Consider the following 22,473-nt stretch of genomic DNA (forward strand, 5'->3'; position numbering starts at 1 on the left):
ATCTCTTTTTCTCGATCATCGAACGGGCGCGGGGCGCCGTCAAAACAAAACGCCGCCGGGCAGGCCGACGGCGTTTCGTCCGCGACGCTAAATCGCGCGATCAGAAGATCACGACGGAGCGAATCGATTCGCCCTTGTGCATCAGGTCGAATGCGTCGTTGATCTTTTCGAGCGGCATGGTGTGGGTGATCAGATCGTCGATGTTGATCTTGCCCTCCATGTACCAGTCCACGATCTTCGGCACATCGGTGCGGCCGCGGGCGCCGCCGAAGGCCGAACCGCGCCAGTTGCGGCCCGTCACCAACTGGAACGGACGGGTCGAGATTTCCTGGCCCGAAGGCGCCACGCCAATGAGGATCGACGTGCCCCAGCCGCGGTGGCAGCATTCCAGCGACTGCCGCATGGTGTGGATATTGCCGACGCATTCGAAGGAGAAATCAGCCCCGCCGCCGGTGACGTCGATGATGGCCTCGACCACCTTGTCGCGGCCGACCTCATTCGGATTGATGAAATGGGTCATGCCGAACTTTTTGGCCATCTCGACCTTGGCCGGGTTCAGATCCACGCCGACGATCTTGTCGGCGCCGACCATTCTCGCGCCCTGGATGACGTTGAGGCCGATGCCGCCGAGGCCGAACACCACGACATTGGCGCCCGGCCAGACCTTGGCGGTGTAGATCACCGCGCCGAGGCCGGTGGTGACGCCGCAGCCGATATAGCAGATCTTGTCGAAGGGCGCGTCCTCGCGCACCTTGGCGACGGCGATTTCCGGCAGGACGGTGAAGTTGGAGAAGGTCGAACAGCCCATGTAGTGGAAGATGGGCTGGTTGCTCGCGCCCTCGCAGGAGAAGCGGCTGGTGCCGTCGGGCATCAGGCCTTGGCCCTGGGTCGAGCGGATCGCGGTGCAGAGATTGGTGCGCTGCGACAGGCAGCTTTTGCACTGGCGGCATTCCGGCGTGTAGAGCGGAATGACATGGTCGCCGGGCTTCACGGACGTGACGCCGGCGCCGACTTCGCGGATGATCCCCGCGCCTTCATGGCCGAGAATAGCAGGGAACTTGCCTTCGGAATCGAGGCCCGAAAGCGTGTAAGCGTCGGTATGGCAGACGCCGGTCGCCATGATCTCCACCAGCACCTCGCCCGCTTTGGGGCCGGCCAGATCGATCGTCTCAATGGTGAGGGGCGCTTCCGCCTTCCAGGCGACTGCAGCACGGGTCTTCATGGAAAAGAGCCTTTGAATGGGGAAGTGTTTACTTGCCCATTAAAGTCGCCCGAGACTCCCCGCGCAATCGCCGTCGCCGATTATAAGGACAATTTCAGAACGCCCCTCGGCAAAACATAGCAAAACACATTGCGGCGCACCCGCCGCCGCGCTTTACTCGCCCGTGAGCGACGAAGTCTTTTGGCGCCGCACACATTGCGTCTTCATGTAGACGGTCTCGCCGAGGCCCTCGCGCAAAGCGCCGCGCGCCATCGTCTCCTGCAGGCCGCGCAGGCAGGCGAACTGGTTGTCGACGCGAGTCGAGATGACGTCGATGGCCCGCGTTTCGTCGCAGTTCTGCGGCGGAACCGACAATTGACAGAAAAGAACCACAGCGGTGAAAACGGCCATAACATTCTCCAATGTCCCCTCCGACGCCAGGGCGCCGGCAGGCTTTTCGAGCAAAAAGCCCTCACGTTGCCGCGTCTCCCCGTCGCGGGACGGGAAGGGATGGCGGACGTTCCTCTTCGGCATTCTCACCGCGCAGAGTTTCTTGGCCGGGGGCAGTGCTGGCGGGCGCTAATGCGCGCCGCGGTCATGTGGCCTGTTATCGCGGACCTTGCGTTCTGGCGTCCTGCACGCCTGAGCGTAAGCATCTATGACAATACAAAATTTGGGCCAGATCGGCAATGCTCGCCCGAGCGCCCGATAAAGCCGGCGCGCCGATGGATCGGGCGCAATCCAGCCTCTGCATCGGCCTCTCCGCGCCGGAAAGGCGCGCGAATGGGGGCGGTCGTCGGGGCCTTGCGCGCCTGCCGTCAGGTTTGCGCTTCTCTCTGCTCAGCTTTTGAGCGGACATGCCCTATTTCTGAGCCCTTTTGAATTCGCGGGCGCCGCAGCGCGGAGCGGGCGGCGTCTTATCGCCCGGTTTTCCGCCCGCGCCGGATCGGACCGGGAATAGAGTCTTCGCATTAGCGAAATGAAATAGCGCAGGTTGGGCGGATGCCGACGCATTCGCCCTGAAGGCTCTAAGCCAAATATAATAATCAAATAGCTTGGCTGCTCGTTGCGAGGCTCGAACGGCCCGAGTACAACTTTTTCGTCAGAAATAAGACCGAGCCCCTGATTTCGACGGAATGGCAAGTCTACGCCCTACGTCGAATGGCGACGTTAAAGACTGGCTGAAGCCAGCTAATATATCGGCTGCTGGAAAAAACAGCGGACGCCGTTGCGTTTCGGAGGAAACCCTATGAAGAGGCTTTACGCATCTCTGCTCTCTGCCACCGCGCTGATGTTGTGCGCGCCGGCGTTCGCCAATGATTCCGTCCTGAAAGCCGAGCAGAACCCGGCGGAATGGGTCATCCAGGCGGGCAATTACGCGAATACCCGTTATTCCACGCTCAACCAGATCAATGAGAACAACGTCAGCAAACTCGCTCCGGCGTGGACCTTCTCCACCGGCGTGCTGCGCGGCCACGAAGGCGCGCCGATCGTCGTCGGCGACATCATGTATGTTCACACCCCCTTCCCGAACATCGTCTACGCCCTCGACCTGAACAACGACGGCAGGATCATCTGGAAATACGAGCCCAAGCAGGATCCGAACGTCATTCCGGTGATGTGCTGCGACACCGTCAACCGCGGTCTCGCTTATGCCGACGGCATGGTCTTCCTGCATCAGGCCGACACCACTGTGGTTGCGCTCGATGGCAAGACCGGCAAGGTCGTCTGGAAGGCGGTCAACGGCGATCCCAAGAAGGGTGAAACCAATACGGCGACGGTCCTTCCCGTCAAGGACAAGCTCATCGTTGGCATCTCCGGCGGCGAGTTCGGCGTTCAGTGCCATGTCACCGCCTATGACCTCAAGACCGGCAAGCGCGAATGGCGCGCCTATTCGGTCGGTCCGGACGATCAATTGCTGGTCGATCCCGAGAAGACCACCGCACTCGGCAAACCCATCGGCAAGGATTCCAGCCTCAAGACCTGGAAGGGCGACCAATGGAAGACCGGCGGCGGCTGCACCTGGGGTTGGTATTCCTATGATCCGAAGCTGAATCTCATCTATTACGGTTCGGGCAACCCCTCGACCTGGAACCCCAAGCAACGTCCGGGCGACAACAAGTGGTCGATGACCATCTTTGCCCGCGATCCTGACACCGGCATGGCCAAATGGGTCTATCAGATGACCCCGCATGACCAGTGGGACTATGACGGCATCAACGAAATGCCGCTGGTCGACCAGAAGATCGACGGCAAGATGCGCAAGCTGCTGGTGCATTTCGACCGCAACGGCTTCGGCTATACGCTTGACCGCACCAATGGCGAACTGCTCGTCGCCCAGAAATACGACCCGGCCGTAAACTGGGCGACCAAGGTCGACATGGACAAGAGCAGCCCGACCTATGGCCGTCCGCTGGTCGTCTCCAAATATTCGACCGAGGACAATGGCGAGGACGTGAACACCAAGGGCATCTGCCCGGCGGCGCTCGGCACGAAGGACCAGCAGCCTTCGGCCTTCTCGCCCAAGACCGGCCTGTTCTACGTGCCGACCAACCATGTCTGCATGGATTACGAGCCGTTCCGGGTGAGCTACACTCCGGGCCAGCCCTATGTCGGCGCCACCTTGTCCATGTATCCGCCGGAAGGCAGCAGCAACATGGGCAATTTCATCGCGTGGGACGCCACAAAGGGCAAGATCGTCTGGTCTGACCCCGAGCGCTTCTCGGTCTGGTCGGGCGCCCTCGCCACCGCCGGCAATGTCGTGTTCTACGGCACGCTGGAAGGCTATCTGAAGGCGGTGGACGCCAAGACGGGCAAGCTTCTTTGGAAGTTCAAGACCCCGTCGGGCATCATCGGCAACGTGATGACCTATGAGCACAAGGGCAAGCAATATGTGGCCGTTCTGTCCGGCGTCGGCGGCTGGGCCGGCATCGGCCTCGCGGCGGGCCTGACCGATCCCCACGCCGGTCTCGGCGCGGTCGGCGGCTATGCGGCGCTGAACAATTACACCGCGCTCGGCGGCACGCTGACGGTCTTCGCCCTCCCCGATTGATCGCCGGCATTCGTCCGAACCGGGCGGGTTTTGCAACCCGCCCGGTTATTCGTCGCTCTCACAATGGCGTTCGCCTCCGGGCCGCCCGACGCCGGCGGACGCAGGGAATGGCGAGCCCAAGAATAATGAATGGATTCCAACTCGTGAACGTTCCCGCTTACGCCCCTGCGCGCCCGGCGATAAAAACGCGCCTCGCAGCTTCCCTTTTCGCCGCCTGCTTCGCTTTCATCCTGGGGGGCGCCGCCGCCCATTGCGAAACCAAGCAGCCCGCGAGCAGCAAGGACGGGGAATATTTTGACGCCAAAGGCAACCCGACCTATCATATCAGCCCCGACGGCAAGGTTGACTGGTACACCTATTCCGGTTTCCTGCGCTACAGCTCCGAATGTCTGCGCTGCCATGGTCCGGACGGCATGGGCTCCAGCTACGCCCCGGCGCTGGTCGATTCCCTGAAAACGATCGATTATCCAACCTTCCTTGCCACGGTCGCGGGAGGCAAGAGGAACCTCGGGGCAGGCCAGGAACGGGTCATGCCGTCGCTTGGCACAGACAAGAACGTGATGTGCTACATCGATGACATCTATGTTTATCTCAAGGCCCGGTCCGATGGTGCGCTTGGCCGCAACCGTCCGGCCGAACACGAGCCCAAGCCCAAGGCCTGGGCGGCGGCGCAGGATTCCTGCATGGGTTCCGAGTGACACCATGCGCCTGAACTGGCGCGGCCTCCTCTCCGCCTTCGGCCTGCTGGCGCTTCTTGGCGCCAGCCCCTCGGTTGCGCAGACGATGCCCGATCTCGTCTCGCGCGACCGTTTGCGCGTCTGCGCGCCGCCCGCCAACATGCCGTTTTCCGACAAGGCGCAGCAAGGCTTCGAGAATAAGATCGCGGAACTCGTGGCCGGAGAGCTCAAGGTTCCGCTTCATTATTTCTGGATGCCCGAGGGACCGGGCTTCGTCCACAACACTTTGCTGTCGGACATGTGCGACCTGATCGTCGGCTATGCGTCGGAATCCGATCTGGTCGATCATTCCAATCCCTATTACGCATCGACCTATGTTCTGGTGACGCGCAAGGGCGGACCGCTCGACGGCGTCAACCGGCTCAGCGACCCGCGCCTGAAGAACGCGAAGCTCGGCGTCATCGCCGCCACGCCGCCCGTCGATCATCTGATGGCGCTCGGCGTCTACGACCATGTCAAGAGCTATTCGCTGCTCGTGGACCGGCGCTATTCGTCGCCGGCCGAGGACGCGCTGCGCGATCTCGCGGCAGGGGAGAACGACGCTGTCATCCTCTGGGGGCCGATCGGCGGCTATTTCGCAAAAGTGGCTAAAATTCCGCTAACGGTCACACCGCTGGTCACGGACAAAAGGCCGCAATTCATCTATCGCATCGCCTTCGGCATGCGACGCGGTGAAACCGACTGGAAAGAAAAGCTGAACGCGATCATCCGCAAGCGCCAAAAAGATATTGACGCGATCCTCGAAAGCTATGGCGTGCCGCTTATGCCGATCGCGGCGGCGCCGATCGACGTCGGGCGGCGCGAACGCAGCGGCCCGCATTAAGCAAAGCCGTCCGCGCTCGCCCGCATCGCCTCAAAAGCAGCGGATCTCCGCCTCGGCTTGGGCGCGGCGGAGATCGGCGACAATGTCGTTGAACCGCGGCGTGTTGCGGAAGGCATTGGCTGCCTGGCCGACGCCCAGGCGCATCGATAGGACGGTTTCGGCGTCGACATATTTGTCATAGGGCAGGATCGACGCCAGCACGTCGAGCGAGCAGGCGCATTTGCGCAGCATTTCGCGCGACTCGCCGTTGGCGGCCATGCAGGCGAAGACATAATCTGCGCGCGCCTCGGTCGGATAATCATTTACAGCGTCGTTATCGCCGGCGCGGGCCGGCGCCGCCAGGGCCAGGGCCATCGCCAGCGCGAGACCCAGCGCGGCGAGATCAGCTCTTCTTGCCGTCATAGCGCAATTTCTCCTCCATCAGCACGGCGCCGGACGGGTCGTGGGCGGCGATGTCGATCTCGTAGATGACGCCGGGCAGATTGGGCGCAACGCGAAAGACATAGGTCATGCCGTCCAGACCGAGCATGCGGGATTTTTGCGGATCGTCTTTGAACGGAGCGACCTCGACCCGCCACGCCTTGTCCTGACCCTCGATCTTGTCCGGCGCGCTTTGCGCGCTGCGCAAGGCGCGGCGGATGGCGCTCTTGAAATAACGCGGATTGCCGTGGAGCAGCGCGGATAATTGCTGGATGTTGTTCTCCAGCATCAGAACCAAAGCGGGATTGCCGGTCATGTCCTCGAAGGGGCCGGCCGGCTTGCGCCTTTCGCCTGAGAACATCTGCACATCCACCGTGCGCTCGTCGGGCGCATGGCTGGCCTTCTGAATCATCAGCTTGATCTTGTCGTCGAAGGCGTCGCCATATTTGGCGGGATCGCTGGACTTCTGGCTATAGGAATAATCCAGTTCGTCGCCCGGCTTGGTGTTGGTGAGTTGCGGCGTGTCGAACAGAAGATCGGCGGCGGAGGGAGGCTTGTCGTTGGCGAGCGCCAGCGGCGCTTGAGCGAACAGAAGACAAGCGAAAAAAGGCCCCAGGCGGAGCTTCATGCATTTCTCCTTGGCGGGAGTGGGTTGAAGCGTTGGAGACGGCCACGATCCGGTCGAACCGTTGCCGTCCCTGAATTCCTTTGCTGTCGCGGCGCATTTGCGAAATGCGGGTGACGACCTCTTCGCTCGCCGCTCTGGAGCCGGAAGGCCCCGCGGCGCGAAAAGCTCGGCCCGCGTCCCGCGCTCAGCGCGCGGCGGATTTGTAGCCCGCCATGTCGAGCATGAAGCCACGCCCGCGCACGGTGCTGATGAACGGGCCGCCGACGCGGGTGATCTCGGTGAATTTGGTGCGCAAATAGCCGAGGTAGACATCGACCACATTGAGCGACGTGCCACCCTGATCGCCCCAAAGTTGGTCGTAAATGTCGCCGCGCCCGACCGGGTGATTGGCGTTGTCCATCAGGATGGCGAGAAGCTCGGTCTCGCGCTGGGTCAGACGGATATGGGCGCCGCCGAAGAAAGCCTGACGGGTGCGCAGGTCGAGCACGAGTTGGCCGACCTTGCGGCGCTCGCTCGAATCGGCCGAGATCGAACGATGAATCAGATGGGCGCGCAACCGCTCAACCAGTTCGTCGAACAGGAAGGGCTTGGCGATATAGTCGTCGGCGCCCGCACTGAGCCCGCTGGCTCGATCGGTCGCTTCATGGCGCGCGCTGAGAAAGAGGATCGGTTCGGTGCGTCCGTTGCGCCGCATGGCGCGGCACATTTCGAAGTCGTGCTTGTCTGGAGAGGCGGAATCGAACAAAACCGCGCACGGATTGAGCGCTTTCGCGGTTTCGACCGGATCTTCACCTTCGGCAACGAAAGTGACGTCGAAGCCCTCGGCTTTGAGGCCTTCGGCGAGTTCGCCTCCGGCGACCAGATCGTTTTCGATGATCAGAACATTCATCGCAGCATGCCCCGGGTTTCACATTCCCTGCCGCCGGTCCTTTTTGAGACTTCCGCTCGACCGTTCAGCGTCCGCGAAGATAGAGCCTCGCGCTCGTTGTCACAACGCGGGAGGGCCCGATTGGGTCCCTTCCGGCCACAAAAATCTTATTAAATTAATCTTAGATTTCTTAGTTTGAATATATTGATATAATGATAAACGTGTATTTCCGCCACGTGCTTGAGCAACTTAAAGCAAAAACCGTCGCTCGGCAAGTCGCGAACGCATTGTATCAGAGTCGCTGTTGAATCTTGCGGGCGATTTCGAACAGGCGATTTTCAAGCAACATCGGCGTTTCGCAAACGTAAGTCAGAGATTGGGAGCGCGCCTCAAAGATCCTCTTGTCCCAGGCAAGACTCGATTGTGCGTCCTTCAGCGTCTCGACCGCGGTCAGATTTTTTGCTTCCTGTTGGTCGCCGATCTTGTCGGCCTCATCGCGAATTTTTTCGGCCAGCCGGTTCTGGCCGCGCGCATAGCGCACGATTCCCGAAATGACGCGGTTGCGCTCGGTATTGATGATGTCGAGCACACCAGCGAAAACATGGGTCAGACGAGCGGATTTGTCGGCGCCGGCCTTGGCGGCGAAGGCGGCGATCAGCCCGTCGGCGTCGGTCAGCGGCGTGCGGCGCGACGCCAGCTTGTGAGCCAATTCGGCGGCGTCTTGGTCATCCTCCCAGTTTCCCGCCTTGGCGATATCCGGCCCCGTCCATACGGCCGCGGCGCTGACGGGTCCGGTCTTGGCCTGGGCGCAGGGCCATTGGGCATCGTCCGCCGGCCCCGCCAGGCATGAAGCGGCCGAGCCAAGCAGAAACATCAAAGCGGCGCATGTTACGAGCCGAACCATTCCATCCTCCCAAAACGAAAGCCGTGCGCCGGCGCCTCAATGCGGTGACGAAACCGCGCCCCACGGCGCGAGGCCGACGGGAATGCTCTTGACCACCGTGAGGTTCGGGACATCGATCACCGAGACGTCGTTGGAATTGCCATTGGTGGTGAACAGCAGTTTTTCGTCCGGCGTCAGCGTCAGATGCCACACGCGCAACCCCACTAGCAAATATTTTTCCACCTCGAAGGTCTGGGCGTTGACGACCGCGACGCGATTGGCCGGTCCCAGGGCGACGAAGGCTGTCTTGCCGTCGCTCGTCAGGCGGATGCCGACCGGCTGGATTTCCTGCTGGGTCAGCCCCGGCACGTCGAAACGGATTTGCTTGATGATCTTGTGCGTCTTCGGGTCGATGACGGAGACCATCCCGCCGAGTTCGGAGCTGACCCACAGGCGCGACCCGTCCTTGCTGAAAATTGCGACACGCGGACGCTTGCCCACCAGCACGCTGTCGATCAGCTTGAAGCTGTGCGCGTCGATGAAATGCGCCATGCTCGTCACTTCCGACGTATTGACGAGCGTGTCGCCGTCCGGGCTCAAGGCCATGCCCTCCGGCTCGATTCCGACCGGCACGCGGGCGATGATCCGGTTCTTCTCGACGTCGAGCACGGTGACTTCGGAATTGTCCTCATTCGAAATATAGAGCGGATTTCCAGAGGGATTGAGAGCAAATTGCTCGGGGTCGGAGCCGGAATTGAGCGTGCGCAGGATCTTGAGGTTCGATGTGTCCACGACGTCGATGCCGTTGTCGTCGCTGGCGCAGACATAGAGTTGCTTGCCATCCGGGCTGATGGTGACGCCGCGCGGCCGCCGCCCGACCGGGAAGGTCTTCGTCACCGCGAGCTTTTCCGAATCGATCACGCTGACGGAATTGCCTTTTTCATTGGTGACGTAAATCTGGTAGGCGACGGCCGGAACCGAGACGACGCTCGCCAGCGCGCCGCTCAACACCAACGCGCAGGCCCTAAAGCAATGCATGATCTTCTCCTGGCGGCTATTTGAATTTAACTTTTTGGATTTTTCTTGGCGCCTATTTGAAGTGGCAGGCCGTTTCCGGCAGATCGAAGCCCAGAGTGTCGAGCGTCGTTCGCTGATGCAAAAAGCCCGGCTGCGGCGCGATTCCGACGATGGACATCGGCTGGGCGAGCAGCACCGGCTGACGCAGTTGCAGATCCCAGGGACGGAAGGTGGCGGCGACCCCCTTATATACGCCGATGCTGAAATCCGGCCCCACGAGATAGGCTCGGATCGCACTGGCGTCGGCTTTCTTGAGGGCGACCGCCGCGTCGCCGATCGCACGCCCCGCCATCCAGGCCTGATAATCGATCGGCCGCATGTGGCGCCCGGCGAAGCGCAGAAACTTGGTCTGCAATTGCTCGGCGCCCCAGGCGATGTGAACGGGGCTCCATGAGGTCGCGACGAGCCCCTGCGTGCCCAGAACCAGCTTGGGCTCCGCGGTGCGGTAGAGAATATAATCGCCGAAATCATTGGCCTCGTCCGCGACGACGATGACGTCATAGTCGATGCCCCGGGCGAAGGTCAGCGCTGCCGCTTCCGTCACGCTGTCACTGCGCGCCTTGGCCAGCGGCCCGAAGGTCCAGGGCTTTTGCGCCACGATTTTGAGCCCGAATTTTTTCGCGGAATTCCAGAAGGAGGCGGCGTATTCGGCGTCATGGGGGCGGGGGCCGATGACCAGCAGAATGCGTCGCCACTGACGCACGACGAGGAATTGCGCCAGAGCGTCGGTGAGCATCGCCCTGCTCGGAGCGAGGTGGAAAAGATTGGGCCGGCAGTCCGCGCCGCGCAGGGAATTGTCCTGCGCGGCGGCGTTGAACACCAGCGCGCCGAGCGGCCGCAGGGCGTCGGCGACCTGGATCAGATCGGGGGTTGGCAGGTCGGCGATGAACAGGCGCACGCCCTTGTCGGCAAGAGCGCGCGCCGCCGCGACCGGCGATTGGCCGGGCTCGACCACGGTCGTCGTCAGCTCGTAGGTCTGGCCGACAAAGGACCCGGTCGTGTTGTTCTCCGCGATCGCCAGCGCGGCACCGCGCTCGCCTTCGTCCTTGGGGACGGCGTAAAGATCGTATAGCGCCGGCGCCGGCTTCGCATATGCGATATAGCCGATATTGACCTGAAGCTTGCCCTGCGCCCGGGCGCCGGATGGCTGTGAGACGCACAGGCAGACGCAAAGATAGAAGAGGCGCAACGCCGTCCAAGCGAAGGTGCGGCGCCGCAAAGCAGCATATTCTTGCAAACTACTTTCCATATGAAGATTATTTGTGATCCAATGCTGAGACGTCAATGTGAAAATCATAAGAGATTATTAAGACGGCGCCGAATGCGCGTCACGGGCCCTTGTGCCATAATCCGCTCAATTTAGAAGTTGCGCAAGACTTGCCCAATATCGAGATGCTGTCTGTAGTCGCCATGGTGAATAATACTTCGGAGTTAGAGATGAGCGTGCTTTGGCTCGCGGCCGTGGCCTTGCCCGCGCTGGTCGCGTCATTACCGGTTTACGCCAAGGCGCCGCCGACTCCCTTGCTTGTGATGCCCTTTGCTTTCGCGGATGGCGACGCCATTCTCCAGGCGGACGGCCACGCCGACCAGGTCGAGCTGATGCTGAACGAGCTGCGCGTCGCAATCGATCGCAAGGGCGTTTATCGCACGATCTCGCCGGAATTCACCGAAGATTTCATTTCCGGCGACAGCGCGCGGGTGCTGCAGCGCGCACGCGATCTCGGCGCCGCTTTCGTTCTCGCCGGCGCCGTCCAGAACGTGGGCGCGCAAGCCTCGAATGTCTGGCTTGGCCTCTTCGACGCCGCCGACGGTCGGCGCCTGCTTCACTGGCAATCGACCTTCCGCGGCGACAGCGACGATTCGTGGCGCCGCGCGGCCGCCTTTCTCGGCGACGAAGTCTCGGCCTCGCCGCCGCCCTATTGACGGTGTGCGCAAAGGACGCGGCCCGCGCGTCCTGCGCCCGCCGTTGACGCCTCGGATGTTTCGGGTTGTTCCGGGGCCAATCAGAAACCCGAGGAGGAAGTCATGACTGTCAGCATCCACCCCTCAGTCGATAGCGGGCTCAAGCCCGGACGCGCCGATTTCGAAGGCGGAACCCTGACCTGCAAATGCGCCCATGATCCGGTGAAGGTCGCCATCAAGGGCAATGTCGCGCATAACCACGCCTGCGGATGCACCAAGTGCTGGAAGCCGGGCGGCGCCGTCTTCTCCGTCGTCGGCGTCGTGCCGCGCGAGAACGTCACGGTGATCGCGCATCCGGAAAAGCTCTATATCGTCGATCCCAACGCGACGATTCAGCGCCATGCCTGCAAGGAATGCGGCGTGCATATGTTCGGCCGGATCGAGAACAAGAGCCATCCCTTCTATGGGCTCGATTTCATCCACACCGAACTTTCCTCGGACGACGGCTGGGCGCCGCCGGAATTCGCCGCTTTCGTGTCCTCGATCATCGAATCCGGCTTCCCGCCGTCGCGCATGGGCGAGGTTCGCTCGCGCCTGAAGGAATTGCACCTGGAACCCTATGATGCGCTCTCCCCGCCGCTGATGGACGCGATCGCGACCCATATCGCGAAAGCCTCGGGCAAACTCGCCGCCTGAGCCCGTCAAACGCTTTTCGTTTCAGCGTCGGAGCGCCCGTCAGGGCGCCCCGACGCATTCTTTTCCGCTCGGAGTTCGACGATGGAGACTGTTTCCACCAACAAGTCGCATGGCGGCGTGCAAGGCGTCTATCGCCATGACTCGCGCGAGACCAATTGCCCGATGACCTTTTCCGTGTTCACGCCGCCGCAGGCCGAGCGTGGCCCGGTTCCCGTGCTATGGTATCTGTCAGGCCTGACCTGCAGCCACGCCAATGTCACCGAAAAGGGCGAGTTCCGCGCGGCGGCCGCCGAACATGGCGTCGTCATCGTCGCCCCCGACACCTCGCCGCGCGGCGCCGACGTGCCGGACGAGCCCGACAATTGGCAGTTCGGCTCCGGCGCAGGCTTTTATGTGGACGCCACGCAGGAGCCTTACGCCAAGAATTACCGCATGTATTCCTATGTGACCAAGGAGTTGCCGGAGCTCGTCGCGGCCCAATTCCCGGTGGATACGAGCCGGCAGGGCATATTCGGCCATTCCATGGGCGGCCATGGCGCGATCACCATCGCCCTCAAGCATCCCGACCGTTTCAAGAGCTGCTCCGCATTCGCCCCGATCGTCCAGCCTTCGACCGCGGGCTGGTCGAAACCGGCCTTGGAAAAATATCTCGGCGCCGACGAGAAGGCGTGGCGCGCCTATGACGCCACCATGCTGATCGCCGACGGCGCGCGTTTCAAGGATTTCCTGGTCGATCAGGGCTCATCCGACAATTTTCTCCAGGACGGGCTGAGACCCTGGCTGCTGGAGGAGGCCTGCGCCAAGGCGGGGGTCCCGCTGGTTCTCAACATGCGCGACGGCTACGACCATTCCTATTATTTCATTTCGACTTTCATGGCCGACCATATCGCCTGGCACGCCGCCAGACTTTGACTTGGCAGTCTCCCAAACTTTGACTTGGCGGTCTCCCAAACTTTGACTTGGCAGTCTCAAGGAAAAGCCCTCCGGCCCCCGCTGCCGGAGGGCTTTGCTCTATACGGCTTCCAATTTTTTCCTGCCCAGTTTGGGGCAGGGCGATCCTCCAAATTCACCAAGTCTTTCAGCTTGACAGCGGCGCGGCCCTTCAAATAGCATCATCATAACAAAAGAAACGAATGTGAATAATACAAACGAATGATAAACCTCGCCAGGCAATGCACCGGAGCGAGGGGGAGGGTCAAATGACCGAGGGCAAGATCGGCGCATTGCGCGGATATATTCGCGTATTCAAAAGCAAACTCCGATGTATTGCGCATGGTCGGCGGCCTGTTGCGCCAACTCCCGTAAAAAAATTGCCAGCGGCGCTCTGACCGGCGCGACTTTCGCGTCTCGATCTCGCCTGTCGAATATTTGCCGCGCCGAGCGTCGTCGCGGCCAAGGAAGTCGTGTGCGAGTAATAAAGTTCGAGGAGGAGAAAATGCCAGCGTTATTTTCCGACGACTGGATGGTCGATTTCGGCAATGCCTGGAATGACGAAAAGGACCTGGGCGACGCCCTCGCCAAGATCGGCTTCAATTCCGTCATCGCTTACGGCTTCGACAATGAGGAGCAGCCGCGCGGCGCCATCAAGGTCGAGAACGGCTATGTGGTCGAGGCCGGCGCTTTCAAGGGCCAGAGCTTGAACTGGGATCTGCGTGCGAGCCCCGCGAACTGGGAAAAATGGTGCCAAAGCGGCATCGGCATGATGGGGCTCGGCCTTGCCTATACTTCGGGCAAGATCAAGTTCAAGGTCGGCGACTATGGCGCCATGATCAAGAATCCCGCCATGGCCAGCCCCTTCATCAAGAGCTTTGAAGTCATGGGGAAGGTTCCGCGCAGCTGAATCCGCGGCGGCTCCTTTCTGTTCGGAGCCGCTTCGGCGCGCGTTGATTGAAGGACTGCGCGGCAATGCTTTCCCTCCTGCTCAAAACCCTGCCCATTCTGCTCGCCGCCGTTCTCGGCGGTCTGGTTGCGATCTGGCTGGGCGGCCACGGGCCCTCGGACGAGAGCCCGGCGCCGTCGGCCTATGCGCCGCTGTCTGTCGTCTCCGTGCCGATGGTCGAGGCGACCCCGATGGAGACGGCCTCGCGCTACAAGCTCGGCGGCGTGGTCGAGGCGCGCGAAATCGTGCATCTGACCGCGCAGCAGCCCGGCCGCGTCGCTTTCATCGCGGGGCAGGAGGGCGAGAGGGTCGATGCCGGAGCGGTCGTCGTCGCCCTCGACGACGCCGCGCTCAAGCCGGAATATCGTTCGGCCTGGGCGGCGCTCGGCGGGGACATGGCGGCGCAGCAGAACGCCCAGACCCAGCTCTACCAGAAGCTTTACGGGCCACGCCAGCCGGCCATGGGCGGGCCGGGCTACGACGCCTATGAGCGGACGTTCACGCCCTTCTACAATATGTTCCAGAACTTCATGGGCAGCAATGTTCCGGGGACCGGCTCGCCGCCGATGATGACCCAGGGCCAGGCGCAGACCTCGCCTTCCGCCGTCAACAACGCCCGCGCGGACTACGAGCGCCAGCAGGCGGCGCTGGTGGCGGCCCAGTCGCGTCTCGACTCGCTCGACCAGCGCCTGCGCGACCGCCGTTCGATCGCGCCCTTCGCCGCGGTCATCATGACGCGGCATGTGCGCGTCGGCGACGTCGTGCAGCCGGGCCAGCCTCTGGTCGATCTCGCCGACCCTGACCAGCTCGACCTGAGGATCGAGGCGCCGGCCGATCTCGCTCTCAACGTCAAGATCGGCGACAAACTGCCGGTCAGCCTGGACCGCGGCAATGTCTGGGCGGTGGTGTCGCAAATCTTCCCCGGCGCAGACCAGACGAGCCATACGGTCACGATCAAGGCCGCTTTGCCGCCGGGCGTGGCCGCCGCTCCCGGCATGTATGGGCTCGCCTGGATCCCTCAGCCCGGCGGCGGCGGCGAACAGGCCGTGGCGCCCGGGATTCCGCGCAGCGCCATCGTCTATCGCGGCTCTCTGCCCGCCGCCTTTATCGTCAGTGCCGACGGGACGGCGGAAATGCGCATCCTGCGGCTCGGCGATTCCATGGGCGACCGCATCGCGGTCCTGTCCGGTCTGAGCATCGGGGACAAGGTGGTCGCCCATCCCGCCTCCGATCTTAAATCCGGCGATCCCCTCACCACCTTGCGGCGCTGAGGCGGAACAATGACCGAGACTGCCGCGCACGAAGCCCCCAAGCCGGAACGTCCTCGCCATCACGCTGAACTGGGCTTCGCCGGCCGCGTCGCGCGCGCCTTCATCGAATCGCCGCTGACGCCGCTGCTCCTCATCGCCTTCTTCCTGGTCGGCCTCCTCGGCATGGTGATCACGCCGCGCGAGGAAGACCCGCAAATCTCCGTGCCGATGGTCGATGTTTTCGTCGCCTATCCCGGCGCGACGGCCAGCGAGGTCGCCAATCTGGTGTCGGAGCCGCTGGAGCGGCTGATGTCCGAGCTTTCGGGCGTCAAGCACGTCTATTCCATGTCGCGCGATGGCATGTCCATGGTGACGGTGCGCTTCAAGGTCGGGCAGCAGATGGAGCCGTCGCTCGTCAAGCTCTACTCGACGCTTTATTCGCACATGGACCTGATTCCCAAGGGCGTCATGCAGCCCCTGGTCAAGCCCAAGAGCATCGACGACGTGCCGGTGGTCACCGTCACGCTCAGTTCGTCCAAGCTCGATCTGGTTCAGTTGCGCAAGCTCGGGCTCGACGTGCTCCAGCGCTTCAAGGCTTTGCCCAACACCGGCCAGAGTTTCGTCGTCGGCGGCAGCCGGGAGCAGGTGCGCATCGACGTGGACCTGCCGCGCATGGCCTCCCACGGCGTCACCCTGGGCCAGATCGCGCACGCGGTCGCCGCCGCCAACCAGCGCGCCCCTGGCGGCAATGTCGTCGACGGCGGGAAATGGTTCAATATCTACACCGGCGAATTCCTCGCCAATGTCGACGACGTGAAAAATCTCGTCATCGCCGTCGACCACGGCCGGCCGGTGTTCCTGCGCGACATCGCCGCGGTCACTCATGGCGCGTCCGAAACCAAGAGCATTGAAGACAACAGCGTGCGCGGCGAGAACGGTTTCGTCACCGCGCCGGCGGTGACCGTCGCCGTCGCCAAGAAGCACGGATCGAACGGCATCGACGTCGCCAATGAACTGATCCACGAACTCGACGCGATGAAGGGGCGGATGATCCCCGATTCCGTCACGGTGACGGTGACGCGCGACTATGGCGAGACCGCGCAGGACAAGGTCTCCCACCTGATCATGAAATTGTTCATCGTCTCGGTGCTGGTGACGGTCCTCGCTTTGGTGACGATGGGCACGCGTCCGGCGATGATCGTGCTTGTGACCATTCCGGCCGTGCTGCTGATGTCGATCGCGGTCGCCTACGTCCTGAATTTCACCATCAACCGCGTCTCCATGTTCGCTTTGGTCTTCGCCATAGGCATTCTGGTGGACGACGCCATCGTGGTGGTCGAGAACATCTACCGGCGCTGGCTCGAATCCGGCAGGACGTCCGACAGGATCACCGTCGAGGCGGTGGACGAAGTCGGCAATCCGACCATTCTCGCGACCTTCACCGTGGTTGCCGCGCTGCTGCCGATGGGCTTCGTCAGCGGCATGATGGGCCCCTATATGCTGCCGATCCCGGTCCTGTCCTCGGCGGCGATGCTCTTTTCGCTGTTCGCGGCCTTCGTCTTCGTGCCCTGGCTTGCGGCGCGGGTGAAGCCGAGCATGTCGGCGCTGCGACGCGCCGCCGAGCGCGAGCACCGGCAATCCGCCGCCATCGGCCGCTGGTACAGCTCAATCATCACTCCGATGATGGACAACAGGCTGGTCGGCTTCGTCACCCTGTTCCTGATCATCGCCGCGATGATGGGCGCGGTCTCGATGTTCGTCTTCAAGGCGGTGGCGTTCAAGATGCTTCCCTTCGACAACAAGTCGGAGCTGCAGGTCGTCATCGACATGCCGGAGGGCACGGATTTGTTCGTGACCGCCAATCTCGCTCATCAATTGGGCGCGGAATTGCGCAAAGTCCCCGAGGTGACCGCCTTCCAGACCTATGTCGGCTCGTCCTCGCCCTTCAATTTCAACGGCCTGGTCCGTCATTACTTCCTGCGTGCGGAGCCCTGGCAGGGCGACATCGCGGTGCAATTGCTCGACAAGTCGAAGCGCCGCCGCTCCAGCCATGAAATCGGGCTTTACGTGCGCTCCGTTCTCGAGCCGATCGCGGCTTCGGCTGGCGCGCGGCTGACCGTCGCCGAGGCGCCGCCCGGGCCGCCGGTGCTCGCGCCGATGGTGATTGAGCTTTACGGCCCGACGGCCGAAATCCGCCGCAAGGTGGCGCGCCACGTGCTCGGCATCCTGACGAAGACGCCGCATCTCGTCGACGTCAACACCTTCGTGGAGGCGCCGCACGACAATATCGAATTCCACGTTGATCGACTGCGCGCCGCCATGTTCGGCGTGTCGGTGGAGGACATCAACCGCGAAATCATGATGGCGACCGGCGGCTTCGAGGCCGGACCGCTGCAACGGCGGCGCAATCTCGAACAGGCGGTGATCGTCCTGCAGACGCCGATGGCGACGCGCGGCAATATCGGCAATCTCCTCGTGATGCCGGTGCGCAGCCAGACCGGGGCCATGGTGCCGCTCGGCGAGCTCGGCCACTTCAGCACCCGCCCGGTCGATCCGGTGATCTATCACAAGGATTTGCGGGCGGTGGAATATCTTACCGCCGACGTCATCGGCAAGTTGGGCGCGCCGCTCTATGGCATGCTCGACGTCGAATCCGAGCTGAAACATTACGTCACGCCCGACGGCGTCCATCTGCAGGGATATTTTTTCAGCCGGCCGCCGACCACCAATGTCAGCGCCTTCAAATGGGATGGCGAGTGGCAGGTCACCTATGTCACCTTCCGCGACATGGGCCTCGCCTTCGGCGCGGCTTTGGTGCTGATCTACATGCTGGTCGTCGCCGAATTCCGCAGCTTCATGCTGCCGGCCGTGGTGATGACGCCGATCCCGCTGACCCTGATCGGCATCGTGCCCGGCCATTGGCTGCTCGGCGCGGATTTCACGGCGACCTCGATGATCGGCTTCATTGCGCTCGCCGGCATCATCGTGCGCAATTCCATCCTGCTGGTCGAATTCGCTCGCGAAAAGGTCCACGAAGGCTGGGAGGTCCGCGACGCGGTGCTCACCGCCGGCCGCGTCCGCCTGCGCCCGATCATGATCACCGCCTTGGCCCTGGTGATCGGCTCGATGGTCCTGCTCAGCGACCCGATCTTTCAGGGCATGGCGGTTTCGCTGCTGTTCGGCTCGCTGGTCGCCACCTTCCTGACCCTGATCGTGATTCCGCTCGGCTGCATTACTGCGCGCAAATATTTCAACGCGCGTGGGCAGGACGGGGACGGGGACGACGACATTCCGCCGTCCCCGGTCAGCCCCAGCCCGGCTCCGCCGCCGCCGTCCGCGCCGCCCGAAGGCCCCGCGCCCGAAGGTCCCTCGCCATCGGGCGCCGGCGCGCCCGCGCGCCCAGCCCGCCTGGTCAGGCGGTCCGAGGCCGCGCCGCCGCCGGCGCCGGAAACGTCCGGCCGTCCGCCGCGCCTGGTGAAAAAATCGGAAGCGCCCGCCGCCGCGCCAGAGCCCTCCGAGCCGCTCGCGGCGGCGCCGGGCCGGCCGCCGCGTCTGGTGAAAAAATCCGAACAGGCCGAGGTTGCGTCGCCCGAGCCTCCGCCGCCCGAGCCTCCGCCGCCGGCGCCCGCCGCGCCTGCACCGGCGCCCGAGCCGCCGGAGCCTTCGGCCGCCATGCCGGAATCTCGACCTCCGGCGCGCGCGCCGGCAAAGCCGCCGCGTCGCGCGCCGGCCAGGCGCGATCGCAATGCGCGCGGCATCCGCCTCAAAGACGATTCCTCCGATCCGGGAGCCCAGGGATGAAACGCGACAGGATCCAATCGACGGGACTTGTGGCGCTGGCGGCGATCGCGGCGATGATCGCGGGCGCCGACGCCGCAACTTTCGGAGACCTTGCCGGCGGCCGCGCGGAACCGCCGGCCTATGGCCCGGCGAACGCTGCCCCGGGCGGCGCGTCCACATGGTTCGGCGGGCCGCAGGGCGCCTTTCCGCAGCCTCTCGACGCGCCCGCTTCCGCCCAGGTTCCGCCCGGCGGCTGGACGCCGCCCCAGGCCTATCTGCCCTTTGGCCCCGCCGGCGACCTGCCGAACCGGCGGCTCCAGGTATGGAGCTTCGGCCAGACGAATTCGACGACGGACCCGTTCAATATGGCGGGTCTCAGCACGCCTTTCATGTTCGTGCCCTGGAGCACGCCGCTGTCGGCCTGGTCCAATGCGCAAACGTGGAACTGGTGGCATGAACGCGCAGGCGTTCAGCCGCCCTTTTGGTAAGGGGAGTGTTCAATGAAAAAAGCAATTGGAATCGCGGTTTTCCTCGGCGTCGCCGGCCTCGCGGGGGCGGCTTTCGCCGAACAGACGCCGCCGCCGCCCTCCGGCCCCTATGGCGCCGGGCAGCAGCAACCCGCCGCGACCGCGCCGGGCAATAAGGCCGAAGCTCAGAACCCCAATTGGGGAGCCGCGCCTCCGCCTCCGCCGCCCCCGCCTTACGGCTATGGCTATGGCTATCCTTATCCGCCGCCGGCGGCTCAGGCTCAGCCCGGCTCCAAGACCGGCACGACGACGCCTCCGGCCCAACAGGCCTGGGGACCGCCCCCGCCGCCCCCGCCGCCGCCCTATGGCGGCTATTATGGCCCGCATTACGGCTATGGCCCCTATGGCTATGACCCCTACTACGGCGACCGCTACTACGGCCGCGGCTATGGCTACGGCCGCGGAACCGGCCGGGGCCATATGAAGGGCAACTTCAGCTTCGGCGGCGACGCCGACACCGACATGAACGGCTGGGGCAACAACGACTGGAACGGCTATAACCGAGGCGGTCGCGGCTGGGGTCCCGGCTGGTGGTGAAACCCGCGCCGGCCTGATCGCCGGCGGGCATGAGATGATGGCCGGCGGCGCCGCCGGCGGCCATCGACATATCCCTTTTGCCGCGGGCTGTTTCCCGTCGGGAGGTGAAGGATGCGAAGAGTCAAGACGTGGCTCGCGGCGGCCGCCGTCGCAACCCTGATGGGATCGACCGCCGCCCAGGCGCAATGGTGGGCAGGAACTCCCTATACCGGCGGCCCGATGGGCGGGGGGCCCTGGGGCTATCCCTATAATTACAACGGCTGGAACAATAACGGCTGGGGTCGGGGAACAGGCAATATGAACTTCTCCACCAACCTCGGCGCCTGGGGCAATGGCTGGGGCAACAATGGCTGGGGCGGGCCATGGGGAGGAGGCCCCTGGGGAGGCCCCTATGGCGGCGCTCCTTATGGCGGTGGTCCTTATGGCGGTGGTCCGTGGGGCGGCAGTCCTTGGGGCGGCGGGCCTGGGATGACGCCCTACGGCGGCAGTCCTTGGGGCGGCGGGCCAGGCATGACGCCCTACGGCGGCGGCCCTTGGGGCGGCGGGCCAGGCATGACGCCCTATGCCGGGGGGCCCTGGGGCAGTCCCTGGGGAGGTAGCCCATGGGGGAGCCCAATGGGCGGCAGTCCGTGGGGCGGAAGTCCTTGGGGCGGCAGTCCCTGGCGTTGATGACGACGAAGCCGGCGGCAGGCGGAGCTCCTGCCTGCCGCCGGCGCTCATTCTCGATGACTGAGGCTTGGCGATGTTTTCCTGGTTCGCAACCCGACTGTTCTACGCCATCGTATTTTTCTTTCTCGGCGCGTGGACGGCGTCGGTGTCGCCCCATTTCAGGGGCATGTTGCACCACGCGTCGGACGCCGGCGCAAAGGGCTTCGACAAGATGCGCGACTGGACGTCCGGCACACTGATGATCCCGCCCGACGTCTCCAGGCCCAATTCAGATCAGCCTGCCGCCGCGCCGCCGCCGGCGAGCGAGGCGCCTCCGGTCCAGGCGGCGGCCGCGCCTCAGGCCGAAAGTCAGCATCAGGCCGCGACCGCGCCGCAATCTCCGGCCGCGGATAAGCCGCAAGCTCCGGCGGCCGCCGCGCCGCAAGCCCAGGCGACGAACGCCCCACAGGCTCCGGCGGCGCAGGCCTCGGATGCGAAGGAAAAGACCTTGGATGCGAAGGAAAACGGCGAACTACTCGCGCGCGCCCGCGCAGCTTATGCGCGCCATGACGCCGCCGCCGCCATCAGCGCCTATCGCGCCTATATCGACCGCAACCCCGCTACCTGCGAAGCGCGCGGCGAATTGGGAAACATCTATTTTGCGGAAGGCCGCAAACGCGACGCGGCGCAGATGTATTCGGAATGCGCTATAAAACGTCTCGAGGCGGGCGACATCCCCGGCGCGATCGCCCTGATCAGCCCGGTGATCATGAGCGACCCCGTTGTCGCCGACGAACTCATGCGGCGCATCGATATGGCGCAACAAAAGAAGAATTAGTCGCCGGATTGCGGCTGACGGGAGGCCCCGTGGCGATCGCAAATAGAAAAAAACCGCGCGGAAGCGCCAAATTGATGAAAAAGCTCGCCGCCGACGGCAAGGTGGCGATCATTGGCAATCTCAAGGGCGGCTGCGGCAAAAGCACCATCGCCTTCAACCTTGCCGTGTGGCTGGCCGCCGCGGGCGATCATCCCGTGCTGGTCGATCTCGATCCGCAGAAAACCTTGACCGATCTCGTGTCGGTGCGCGAGGAGATTGGCGCGACGCCGCAGGTCGCGCCTCCGGCAGACACTCTGTCCGCCGCGGAGGGGCGTCGGATTCTGGTGGATTTCGGCGCCGCCGACGCGGCGCGCATGGCGCAGGTCATTCCGGAGGCGGATCTCGTTCTCATACCGGTTTTGCCGAGCCAGGCCGACGTCTGGGCGACCCAGCGCTATCTCAAACTGGTGCTGGCGCATCGCAAGGCCAGCGCCCGCATCGCCTTCTTTGTCAATCGCGCCGAATCCGTCGAAACATCGCGCGAAACCCGGGAGACTGTCGCCGTCCTCAAAGCCATGGCCGGCATGTGTGACAACGCCGTCGTGCTCCCGACCGTGCTCGGCCGGCGGGTGGCTTATTGCCGCAGCCTCAGCGAAGGCCTCGGCGTGTTCGAGATGAAGGGCCAGACAAAGGCGGCGGGGGAATTCGAACGCTTCGCCGCCTCGGTCGCGGCCTTGCTTTGAGCTTC

The 22,473-nt window shown here is 63.6% G+C and carries 22 protein-coding genes; 14 read left to right on the plus strand and 8 right to left on the minus strand.

Annotated features, from left to right (window positions below; translation table 11 throughout):
• Window positions 1–100: 100 nt before the first annotated feature.
• Together K2U94_RS05770 and K2U94_RS05775 are read right to left on the minus strand one after the other, a co-directional pair.
• Window positions 101–1,222, minus strand: a complete 1,122-nt coding sequence (locus K2U94_RS05770; protein ID WP_243066297.1) for an S-(hydroxymethyl)glutathione dehydrogenase/class III alcohol dehydrogenase — start codon at window positions 1,220–1,222, stop codon at window positions 101–103.
• A 153-nt stretch (window positions 1,223–1,375) separates the two neighbouring features.
• Window positions 1,376–1,612 (minus strand): hypothetical protein, encoded by a 237-nt coding sequence (locus tag K2U94_RS05775; protein ID WP_243066298.1) that lies wholly within the window; start codon window positions 1,610–1,612, stop codon window positions 1,376–1,378.
• 880 nt (window positions 1,613–2,492) lie between these two features.
• Between K2U94_RS05775 and xoxF5 the strand changes: the two genes are divergently transcribed.
• The 3 genes from xoxF5 (at window position 2,493) to K2U94_RS05790 (ending at window position 5,813) form a co-directional block, all read left to right on the plus strand.
• Window positions 2,493–4,253: a lanthanide-dependent methanol dehydrogenase XoxF5 gene (xoxF5, locus tag K2U94_RS05780; RefSeq protein WP_425332543.1), complete on the plus strand. Its 1,761-nt coding sequence runs from the start codon at window positions 2,493–2,495 to the stop codon at window positions 4,251–4,253.
• 143 nt (window positions 4,254–4,396) lie between these two features.
• Window positions 4,397–4,951, plus strand: a complete 555-nt coding sequence (locus tag K2U94_RS05785) for a c-type cytochrome, methanol metabolism-related (RefSeq protein WP_425332504.1) — start codon at window positions 4,397–4,399, stop codon at window positions 4,949–4,951.
• A 4-nt stretch (window positions 4,952–4,955) separates the two neighbouring features.
• Window positions 4,956–5,813, plus strand: a complete 858-nt coding sequence (locus K2U94_RS05790; protein WP_243066300.1) for a quinoprotein dehydrogenase-associated putative ABC transporter substrate-binding protein — start codon at window positions 4,956–4,958, stop codon at window positions 5,811–5,813.
• A 30-nt stretch (window positions 5,814–5,843) separates the two neighbouring features.
• Here K2U94_RS05790 and K2U94_RS05795 read toward each other — a convergent pair whose 3' ends face one another.
• The 6 genes from K2U94_RS05795 to K2U94_RS05820 form a co-directional block, all read right to left on the minus strand.
• Entirely contained in the window at window positions 5,844–6,215 is a 372-nt protein-coding gene (locus K2U94_RS05795) for a hypothetical protein (protein ID WP_425332505.1), read from the minus strand.
• Window positions 6,196–6,861 (minus strand): hypothetical protein, encoded by a 666-nt coding sequence (locus K2U94_RS05800; RefSeq protein ID WP_243066301.1) that lies wholly within the window; start codon window positions 6,859–6,861, stop codon window positions 6,196–6,198. The genes K2U94_RS05795 and K2U94_RS05800 overlap by 20 nt, the downstream gene beginning before the upstream one ends.
• 184 nt (window positions 6,862–7,045) lie before the next feature.
• Complete coding sequence (locus tag K2U94_RS05805) at window positions 7,046–7,750, minus strand: response regulator transcription factor (RefSeq protein WP_243066302.1); 705 nt, start codon at window positions 7,748–7,750, stop codon at window positions 7,046–7,048.
• A gap of 271 nt (window positions 7,751–8,021) precedes the next feature.
• Window positions 8,022–8,633, minus strand: a complete 612-nt coding sequence (locus tag K2U94_RS05810) for a hypothetical protein (RefSeq protein WP_243066303.1) — start codon at window positions 8,631–8,633, stop codon at window positions 8,022–8,024.
• Between the two features lie 36 nt (window positions 8,634–8,669).
• Window positions 8,670–9,650, minus strand: coding sequence for a PQQ-dependent catabolism-associated beta-propeller protein (locus tag K2U94_RS05815; protein WP_243066304.1), 981 nt, complete (start codon window positions 9,648–9,650; stop codon window positions 8,670–8,672).
• A gap of 52 nt (window positions 9,651–9,702) precedes the next feature.
• The gene (locus K2U94_RS05820) at window positions 9,703–10,926 is read right to left on the minus strand and encodes an ABC transporter substrate-binding protein (RefSeq protein WP_243066305.1); all 1,224 of its coding nucleotides are present in this window, start codon (window positions 10,924–10,926) and stop codon (window positions 9,703–9,705) included.
• Between the two features lie 200 nt (window positions 10,927–11,126).
• Between K2U94_RS05820 and K2U94_RS05825 the strand changes: the two genes are divergently transcribed.
• The 11 genes from K2U94_RS05825 to K2U94_RS05875 all read left to right on the plus strand — a co-directional run bounded on the left by K2U94_RS05825 (window position 11,127) and on the right by K2U94_RS05875 (window position 22,468).
• Entirely contained in the window at window positions 11,127–11,612 is a 486-nt protein-coding gene (locus K2U94_RS05825) for a DUF2380 domain-containing protein (protein ID WP_243066306.1), read from the plus strand.
• Window positions 11,613–11,714: 102 nt separating this feature from the next.
• Entirely contained in the window at window positions 11,715–12,287 is a 573-nt protein-coding gene (gene gfa, locus K2U94_RS05830) for an S-(hydroxymethyl)glutathione synthase (RefSeq protein WP_243066307.1), read from the plus strand.
• Window positions 12,288–12,368: 81 nt separating this feature from the next.
• The gene (fghA, locus tag K2U94_RS05835) at window positions 12,369–13,199 is read left to right on the plus strand and encodes an S-formylglutathione hydrolase (protein WP_243066308.1); all 831 of its coding nucleotides are present in this window, start codon (window positions 12,369–12,371) and stop codon (window positions 13,197–13,199) included.
• A gap of 523 nt (window positions 13,200–13,722) precedes the next feature.
• Complete coding sequence (locus K2U94_RS05840) at window positions 13,723–14,127, plus strand: hypothetical protein (protein WP_243066309.1); 405 nt, start codon at window positions 13,723–13,725, stop codon at window positions 14,125–14,127.
• A 65-nt stretch (window positions 14,128–14,192) separates the two neighbouring features.
• On the plus strand, window positions 14,193–15,437 hold the full coding sequence (locus tag K2U94_RS05845; protein WP_243066310.1) for an efflux RND transporter periplasmic adaptor subunit: 1,245 nt from the start codon (window positions 14,193–14,195) through the stop codon (window positions 15,435–15,437).
• 9 nt (window positions 15,438–15,446) lie between these two features.
• Window positions 15,447–19,217: an efflux RND transporter permease subunit gene (locus K2U94_RS05850; RefSeq protein WP_243066311.1), complete on the plus strand. Its 3,771-nt coding sequence runs from the start codon at window positions 15,447–15,449 to the stop codon at window positions 19,215–19,217.
• Complete coding sequence (locus K2U94_RS05855; RefSeq protein WP_243066312.1) at window positions 19,214–19,684, plus strand: hypothetical protein; 471 nt, start codon at window positions 19,214–19,216, stop codon at window positions 19,682–19,684. Before K2U94_RS05850 ends, K2U94_RS05855 begins: the two co-directional genes overlap by 4 nt.
• A 12-nt stretch (window positions 19,685–19,696) precedes the next feature.
• On the plus strand, window positions 19,697–20,260 hold the full coding sequence (locus K2U94_RS05860; RefSeq protein WP_243066313.1) for a hypothetical protein: 564 nt from the start codon (window positions 19,697–19,699) through the stop codon (window positions 20,258–20,260).
• A 111-nt stretch (window positions 20,261–20,371) separates the two neighbouring features.
• A complete protein-coding gene (locus tag K2U94_RS05865; protein ID WP_243068922.1) occupies window positions 20,372–20,929 on the plus strand; it encodes a hypothetical protein in 558 nt (185 codons plus the stop codon).
• 73 nt (window positions 20,930–21,002) lie between these two features.
• Complete coding sequence (locus K2U94_RS05870) at window positions 21,003–21,746, plus strand: hypothetical protein (RefSeq protein WP_243066314.1); 744 nt, start codon at window positions 21,003–21,005, stop codon at window positions 21,744–21,746.
• 74 nt (window positions 21,747–21,820) lie between these two features.
• Window positions 21,821–22,468, plus strand: a complete 648-nt coding sequence (locus tag K2U94_RS05875; protein WP_243066315.1) for a nucleotide-binding protein — start codon at window positions 21,821–21,823, stop codon at window positions 22,466–22,468.
• Window positions 22,469–22,473: the final 5 nt, after the last annotated feature.

The sequence above is a fragment of the Candidatus Rhodoblastus alkanivorans genome (assembly GCF_022760755.1).
GTDB classification, from domain to species: domain Bacteria; phylum Pseudomonadota; class Alphaproteobacteria; order Rhizobiales; family Beijerinckiaceae; genus Rhodoblastus; species Rhodoblastus alkanivorans.